At 69.3% G+C, this 8,102-nt stretch carries 6 protein-coding genes and 2 pseudogenes; all 8 read left to right on the top strand.

The window, feature by feature from the left end:
- Positions 1–372 (top strand): annotated as a pseudogene (locus H0W38_RS10595) (hypothetical protein); the annotation flags it as partial.
- Positions 373–409: 37 nt separating this feature from the next.
- Positions 410–973 carry a chemotaxis protein CheW gene (locus tag H0W38_RS10590; protein ID WP_292453673.1) on the top strand — a complete coding sequence of 188 codons (564 nt, stop codon included), beginning with the start codon at positions 410–412 and terminating at the stop codon, positions 971–973.
- A gap of 68 nt (positions 974–1,041) precedes the next feature.
- A complete protein-coding gene (locus H0W38_RS10585; RefSeq protein ID WP_292453670.1) occupies positions 1,042–2,985 on the top strand; it encodes a Cache 3/Cache 2 fusion domain-containing protein in 1,944 nt (647 codons plus the stop codon).
- 185 nt (positions 2,986–3,170) lie between these two features.
- Positions 3,171–5,399, top strand: coding sequence for a TonB-dependent receptor (locus H0W38_RS10580; RefSeq protein WP_292453668.1), 2,229 nt, complete (start codon positions 3,171–3,173; stop codon positions 5,397–5,399).
- Positions 5,400–5,507: 108 nt separating this feature from the next.
- A pseudogene (locus tag H0W38_RS10575) lies at positions 5,508–5,719 on the top strand (IS3 family transposase); the annotation flags it as partial.
- Between the two features lie 89 nt (positions 5,720–5,808).
- Positions 5,809–6,702, top strand: a complete 894-nt coding sequence (locus H0W38_RS10570) for an EamA family transporter (protein WP_292453666.1) — start codon at positions 5,809–5,811, stop codon at positions 6,700–6,702.
- A gap of 5 nt (positions 6,703–6,707) precedes the next feature.
- On the top strand, positions 6,708–7,571 hold the full coding sequence (locus H0W38_RS10565) for a DUF429 domain-containing protein (protein WP_292453665.1): 864 nt from the start codon (positions 6,708–6,710) through the stop codon (positions 7,569–7,571).
- The coding region (locus tag H0W38_RS10560) for a DEAD/DEAH box helicase (RefSeq protein ID WP_292453663.1) at positions 7,553–8,102 on the top strand (550 nt) is incomplete at its 3' end. The genes H0W38_RS10565 and H0W38_RS10560, both read left to right, overlap by 19 nt.

Below are 8,102 nucleotides of genomic sequence, written 5' to 3'. Positions count from 1 at the left end.
GTCAACACCGCCGTCACGCAGCTCGACCAGATGACGCAGCAGAACGCCGCGCTGGTCGAGCAATCGACCGCGGCGGCAGAGAGCTTGCGTGAGCAGGCGCATCGCCTGCAGGCCAGCGTGGCGGTCTTTCGGATCGACGCGGACGCGCCCGCGGCCCTTGCCAGCGCCGCTTTCTCTACCACCCCGCCGGCCCGGCATCAGGCCAGCGCACTGATCGCCCGCGTGCAGCACGCCGCGCGGCAGCCGTCCGCCGCCGTGCTGCCGGCACGAAAGCCGGCGACGCCCGGTGCAACCTCAACGACGGCTGCGCCGGCTGCCAAGCCGACGGCAGTGCTCGCGGCGGCGACCACCGGCGAGTGGGAATCCTTCTGACGCCGACCGCCCTTAATTCACCGGGAGACCTTCAGCCATGAACACGATCCAAGACGCCACGCCAGTGGCTCGCGCCGACGCTTCTTCGCCAGCCCGCGTCGAAGCCCGCCCCGAAACCCGCCGCAAGGCCGCGGGCGCGGGCGCGGGTGCCAAGCCGGGCCGCGAGTACCTGAGCTTTCGTCTCGGCGGCGAGGAGTACGGCATCGACATCCTGAAAGTTCAGGAAATCCGCTCCTACGAGCCGCCCACGCGCATCGCCAATGCCCCCGACTTCGTGCGCGGCGTGATCAACCTGCGCGGCGTGATCGTGCCGGTGATCGACCTGCGCGTGAAGTTCGGCTGCGAGGCCTCGATCACGCCCATCACCGCGGTAATCGTGCTGGCCGTGCGTGGCCGGGTCATCGGCGCGGTGGTCGATTCGGTGAGCGACGTGCTGCAGCTTCCCGAAGACAGCATCAAGCCCGTGCCGGCGATTTGCGGCGTGGTCGACACCAGCTACCTGATGGGCATTGCCAGCATCGCCGAACGCATGCTGATCCTGGTGGACATCGAGCTGCTGATGACGAGCGACGAACTCGGCGTGATCGAAGCGGTGGTCTGAGACGCGGTGTGTCCTCGGGGCGCGCCGGGCGGCGCGACCGAATCGAAGATTGTGAAACTGGGATTTCCATGCAAACGAATCAAGCAAGCCAGGGCTCGGTCGCCCGCCGCATCTCCGTGATCGGCAGCGCCACGCTGTTCGCGGTGCTGATGCTGATCTGCGGCGTGATGAGCGTGCTGTTCACCAACCACGCGCACGAGCGCGTCGTCGTGTGGGTCGGCGACAAGACGCAGTCGGTAGCCGATGCGATGGACGCCTTCGACCTGACCGCGCGCGTGTCGGTGGACAAGTTCTTCGTCAGCTTCAAGAGCGAATTCGGACCCGACTTCGAACTCGACGAGGCCGCCGGCGAGATCAAGAACTGGGGTTGGGCGCTCAACGACAACTTCACCGCGGTCGACAACTTCGCCAAGAACACCGGCGGCAACGCGACGGTCTTCATGCGCGTGGGCGACGACTTCAAGCGCGTCACCACCTCGCTGAAGAAGGAGAACGGCGAGCGCGCGATGGGCACCTTGCTGGTCAAGACGCATCCCGCCTACCCGCTCATGCTGGCCGGCAAGACCTACACCGGCCCGGCCGTGCTGTTCGGCAAGCCCTACATGACGCGCTACGAGCCGATCAAGGCCGCCGATGGCAAGGTGATCGGCATCCTGTACATCGGCTTCGACACTGCCGCCTTCAACGCCTCGCTGGAAAAACTGGTCGCGGGCATTCGCTTCTTCGACACCGGCGGCGTCTACGTCATCGACCCGAAGAAGGCGTGGGGCGACGCGACCGTCGTGATGCACCCGCAGGCCAAGGGCAAGAAGCTCGGCGAAGCCTTCCCCGGCAGCGAAGCCTTCTTCGAGACGCTGGCCCAGGCCGAAAGCGGACTGGTGATGAAGTCGCCCGGCCTGCTGGAGCCCGGTCACACGGACGCCTGGGCCGTGCTGCGCAAGAGCGAAGCCACCGGCTTGTGGGTGATCTCGGAGGTGTCGGACCGCCAGGCCATGGCGACACACTGGGCCACTCTGATTCCGTTCTGGGGCTTGCTCGGCCTGGCCGCCGTGGGCATGGGCCTGGGTCTGTTCTTCATGATGCGCCGCTCGATCGCGTGGCCGTTGCGCGAATTGCAGCGCGCAGTGCATGCGGTGGCCGAGGGTGATCTCACGCAGCGCTTCCACAGCGAGCAGCGCGACGAGATCGGCGACGTGATCCGCGAGGTCGAAGGCATGCGGGCTCGCCTGCTCACGACCATGGGCACGGTACGCGCGTCGGTCGATTCCATCTCCACCGCCAGCAGCCAGATCGCCACCGGCAACCAGGATCTGTCCAGCCGCACCGAGCAGGCGGCGAGCAGCCTGCAGCAGACGTCTTCCTCGATGGAGCAACTCAGCGGCAACGTGCGCCAGAGCGCCGACGCGGCGCGCGAGGCCAACACCCTGGCCGGCTCGGCCAGCGCGACGGCCGCCAAGGGCGGCGCGGTGGTCGCACAGGTGGTGACGACGATGCAGGACATCAACGCCAGCTCGAAGAAGATCGCCGACATCATCGGCACGATCGACGGCATCGCCTTCCAGACCAACATCCTGGCGCTCAATGCGGCCGTGGAAGCGGCCAGGGCGGGCGAACAGGGCCGGGGCTTCGCAGTGGTGGCGGCCGAGGTCAGGAGCCTGGCCAAGCGCAGCGCCGACGCCGCCAAGGAGATCAAGGCGCTGATCGGCGCGAGTGTGGAGAAGGTGGACTCGGGCACCCGCCTGGTCGCCGATGCCGGGCAGACGATGAGCGAGATCGTCGCCAGCGTGAAGCGGGTCTCGCAGATGATCGGTGAGATCACGTCCACCACGGCCTCGCAAAGCGGCGAGATCGGTCAGGTCACCACCGCGGTCGGCCAGCTCGACCAGATGACGCAACAGAACGCCGCACTGGTCGAAGAATCGACCGCGGCGGCGGAGTCGCTCAAGGACCAGGCGCTGCGCCTGGCCGAGGTGCTGCAGGCCTTTCGGCTGAACGCCGCGGCTGCCTCCTGATTTTTCTCTCCGGCCGGGAGAGGACCTTCTCGTTTCCCCTGTCCGCGAAGTAGAGGAAGCAAGACCAACGCCCTCTCATATCAGAGAGGGAGCAGCCCCCGCGCCGTTTGCAGATTTTCTCTATAGGGAGCGCCGTGGCGGCGAGATAGAGTGCGCGCCCTGTCGCGCAACTCCCGAGAACTTTCATGCCGCCTGCCCTGTGCCCCGCTTTCTTCCGGCAGGTCAAGCCGGTCGTTCTTGCCTGCGCCCTAGCCGCCGCCGCGCCGGCGTCGTGGGCCCAGGGCGCGCCGGCCCCGGCGCCCGCGGCGTCTGGTGCCACGCTCACGCCGGTGGTCATCACCGGCAGCGGCTTCGAGCAGCGGGCCTTCGAGACGCCCTACTCGGTGGACATCGTCGACGCCGAAACGCTGCGCGAGGCCGGCCCGATGGTCAACCTGTCGGAAGTGATGGCCCGCGTGCCCGGCCTGACCGTCAACAACCGCAACAACTACGCCCAGGATCTGCAGATCAACTCGCGTGGCTTCGGTGCGCGCTCCACCTTCGGCGTGCGCGGCCTGCGCCTTTACAGCGACGGCATTCCGGCGACCATGCCCGACGGCCAGGGCCAGGTGGCGCACTTCGACCTCGCCGGCGCCCAGCGCATCGAGGTGCTGCGCGGGCCGTTCTCGGCGCTCTACGGCAACAGCTCGGGGGGCGTCATTTCGCTGATCAGCCAGCCCGTGCGCGAGCGCTTCGGCGAGCTCGCCGCCGATGTCGGCCGTTTCGGCCTGCGCCAGGGACGGGTCACCGTGCAGGCGCCCTTCGGCGACACCCCGGGCCGCGGCTTCGACCTGCGCTTCGGCGCCAGCCACTTCGAGATCGATGGCTTCCGGCCGCACAGCGGCGCCCGCCGCACGCTCGCCAACCTGCGGCTCGGCTGGACCGGCGAGCGCGACACCGTGGTCGTTTCGCTCAACAGCCTGGACCAGCCGGCCGATGACCCGCAGGGGCTGGACCGCGACCAGTTCAATGACGATCCGTACCAGACGATTCCCAACGCGACCGCCTTCGACGTTCGCAAGATCGCCCGCCAGGAGCAGCTCGGCGCCACCTGGCGGCACCGTTTCGAGAACCTGGGCACGCTGAAAGAAAGCGCGCTGACCGGCTATGTGGGTCAGCGTTCGGTGACGCAGTGGCAGTCGATTCCGCCCAGCGCGCAAACCGCCCCACGGCAACCCGGCGGCGTCATCGATTTCGACCGCGACTACAAGGGCCTCGACGGCCGGCTGATCTGGCGCTGGACGCTGCCCGGCGAGCGCGCGGCACAGCTCGTCGCCGGCGCGGCGCTGGAAGAAAGCAGCGAAGACCGCCGCGGCTTCGAGAACTTCACGGGCGACCCGACCGCGCCCACACAACAAGGCGTGACGGGCCGACTGCGCCGCGACGAAGAAAACACGGTCCGCAGCCGTGACATCTATGCGCAAGGCGAACTGGAGTTCGCGAAGAACTGGCTTGCCACGCTCGGCGTGCGCCGCGGCAACGTGCGCTTCGAAGCCGACGACAACTACATCGTCGGCGCCAACGGCGACGACTCCGGCTCACTGCGCTACCGCTACACCAATCCGGTCGCGGCGATCCAGTGGCGCGGCCTTGCGGACTGGAACTTCTACGCCAGCGCCGGTCGCGGTTTCGAGTCGCCCACTTTCAACGAGCTGGCCTACCGGCCCGACGCCGGCGGCGGCTTCAACAGCGCGCTCGATGCGCAAAAGAGCAAGCAGATCGAGATCGGCGCCAAGTGGCGCAACGACGCGCGCGGCCTTGCGCTCGACGTCGCCCTGTTCGAGGCCCGCACCGACGACGAGATCGGCGTGGCCACCAACGCCGGCGGCCGCTCCAGCTTTCAGAACGTCGGCTCGACGACGCGGCGCGGCGCCGAAGTCGGCGCCGGCTGGACCATCAACCGCCAATGGCGCACCGCGCTGGCGCTCACCTGGCTCTCGGCCACCTACGACGACGACTTCCTGACCTGCACGGGCGCGCCGTGCAACGACGCCAATCCCGACAACCAGGCCGTGGTGCCGTCCGGCAACCGCATCGGCGGCACCAGTCCGCGCAGTGCGTTCGCCGAACTGGCATGGCGACCGTTCAGCAACAACACGACCGAACTGGCCGCCGAGCTGCGCGCCCAGGCCGAAACCGCCGTCAACGACCGCAACACCGATTTCGCTTCCGGCTGGAGCACGTTCGGCCTGCGCGCTGCGCAGCGCTGGCAGTTGGGCGAAGGCAGCCGCATCGACGCGCTGGTTCGTGTGGACAACGTGTTCGACCGCGAGTACGCCGGCAGCGTGATCGTCAACGAAGGCAACGGTCGCTTCTTCGAGACGGCCTCGCCGCGTAGCTGGCTCGTCGGGGTCAAGTTCCGGCAGGCGTTCTGATCCGCTGGGGCGAAACGCACGACATTGCCTTGAATCTCGGACCTGCGCCGAGTCGGCTTGAACCGCCCCGGGTTTTGAGGAGGCTCCAACGCTTGAGAAGATGGAGCCATGAACAAGTCGAACAAGTTTTCACCTGAGGTCCGCGAGCGCGCAGCGCGCATGGTTCAGAAGCACCGGGGGAGTACACATCGCTGTGGGCGGCCGTCGAGTCGATGGCGCCGAAGATCGGCTGCGTGCCGCAGACACTGTTGGAATGGGTCAAGCGCCAAGAGGTTGATTCCGGTGTCCGTGATGGCCTCACCACGGCCGAGGCGCAACGCTCACCGTGCGCATACCGATGACGTTCTGATCGCGGCGGACGCCGGTGCTTGCGGCGATGCCGACCGGGCCACGCCTCTAGACTCGCCCGGTGCCGCTGCCCGCCCTCGCCCTCGTCCTTGCCGCCGCTGTCTTCCACGCGCTGTGGAACCTGGCGGCCAAGCATGCCGGCGGCGACCAGCGCTTCATGTTGCTCACCGCGCTGATGGTCACGGTGCTGTGGTCGCCGGTGGGCCTCTGGGCCGCCTGGGGCGTGCTGCCGCACTGGGGGTGGCTCGAATGGGGCTTTATCGTGGCCAGCGCCGCAACGCACGTCGCCTACTTCACGCTGCTGCTGCGCGGCTACCGCGCTGCCGATCTCACCGTGGTTTATCCGGTGGCGCGCGGCACCGGGCCGCTGCTCAGTTCACTGGCCGCCGTGCTGGTGCTCGGCGAGACGCTCTCGCACCTGGGCGTGGCCGGTGTGGCCGGGGTCGCCTTCGGCGTGTTCCTGATCGCCGGGGGCCCGCGCCTGCTGCGCGAACTGCGCGGCGCCGAGGGTGACGCGCACCGGCGGCTGCGGGTGCAGCGCGGCATTGCCTACGGCGCGGCCACGGGCGTGTGCATCGCGGCCTACACGGTGATCGACGGCTACGCGGTCGTGGTGCTCGCCATGTCGCCCCTGCTCGTGGATTACTTCGGCAACCTGCTGCGTATTCCGTTCTCGCTGCCGTATGCGCTGCGCGACGTGGCCGCCACGCGCGCGGCCTGGCGCGCCACCTGGCGCTGGGCGCTGGTGGTCGCGGTGCTCAGCCCGCTGAGCTACGTCATGGTTCTGTATGCACTGCGCCTTGCGCCCCTCTCGCACGTGGCGCCGGCGCGCGAGGTATCGATGCTGTTCGCCGCGCTGCTCGGCGGGCGGCTGCTCGGAGAGGGCGACGTGCGGGCCCGGCTGGCCGGTGCGCTGTGCATCGCCCTGGGCGTCGCGGCGTTGGCGCTGGGCTGAGCAGCATGCCTGGGCTTCCTGTCGCCGACACGACCCACGCCGCCCCGCTGCGGCTGCTGGGCGTCGATTTCACCAGCGCGCCAACACGGCGCAAGCCCATCACCATCGCCCACGGCAGCCGGCACGGCACGCTGCTGCGCCTGGGCGGCATCGAGGCCGCGGCCAGTTTCGAGGCCTTCGACGTCGTGCTGGGGCGACCCGGGCCCTGGCTCGGGGCCTTCGACCTGCCTTTCGGCCTGCCGCGCGAGTTGGTCGAATCGCTCGGCTGGCCGAGCGACTGGCCCGGCCTGATGCAGCACTACGCGCAGCTTTCGCGCACCGAGATCCGCAGCACCTTCGCTGCCTTTTGCGCAGCGCGGCCGGTGGGCGCGAAGTTCGCGCACCGGGGCTGCGACGCGCCGGCGGGATCGAGCCCGTCGATGAAGTGGGTCAATCCGCCGGTGGCCTTCATGCTGCATGCCGGCGTGCCGCGGCTCGTCGCCGCCGGTGTCACCCTTGCCGGGCTGCACGAGGGCGATCCGCAGCGCGTGGCGTTGGAGGGCTACCCCGGCTTGCTGGCCCGCGAGCTGATCGGTGCGCGCTCCTACAAGAGCGACGACCGTGCGCGCCAGACGGCCGAGCGCCTGATCGCGCGCAAGGACATCGTCGATGCGCTCGAGCAGGGCCGCAGCCGCCTCGGCCTGCGCCTGAAGCTCAGCCACGCGCAGCGCGACGACCTGGTGGCCGACGCCACGGCCGACCGGCTCGATGCCGTGCTGTGCCTCGTGCAGGCAGCCTGGGCAAGCGCGCAGCCCGAGCACGGCCTGCCGCCGCAGCGCGATCGGCTCGAAGGCTGGATCGTCAGCGCGCCATGGCCCGGGCCGCCGTGAACGAGCCGGCCGAGGGCTGGTTCGCGGCGCGCGGCTGGAAGCCGTTCACCTTTCAGCGCGAGGTCTGGGCCGCCATGGCAGCCGGGCGCTCGGGCCTGCTGCATGCGACCACCGGCGCGGGCAAGACCTACGCAGTGTGGTTCGGCGCCTTGTGCCGAACTCTGCCGCTGCCAGGCGCCGGATCGCCGGCCCTGCAGGTGATCTGGCTCACGCCGATGCGCGCCTTGGCCGCCGACACCCTGCGCGCGATCACGCTGCCGCTGGCCGACGTGGCGCCGCACTGGAGCGTCGGCTTGCGTACCGGCGACACGCCGAGCGCCGAACGCGCGCGGCAGGACCGGCGCCTGCCCACCGCGCTGATCACCACGCCCGAATCGCTCAGCCTGCTGCTCACCCGCGAGAACGCGCGCGAGACGCTGGGCGGCGTGCACACGGTGATCGTCGACGAATGGCACGAGCTCATCGGCAACAAGCGCGGCGTGCAGGTGCAGCTCGCGCTGGCAAGGCTGCGGCGCTGGCAGCCGGGCCTGG

This window comes from Methylibium sp., assembly GCF_013817365.1.
Taxonomy (GTDB): domain Bacteria; phylum Pseudomonadota; class Gammaproteobacteria; order Burkholderiales; family Burkholderiaceae_C; genus Methylibium.
Note: the sequence above shows the minus strand (reverse complement) of the source record. Positions and strands in the feature narration are given on the sequence as shown.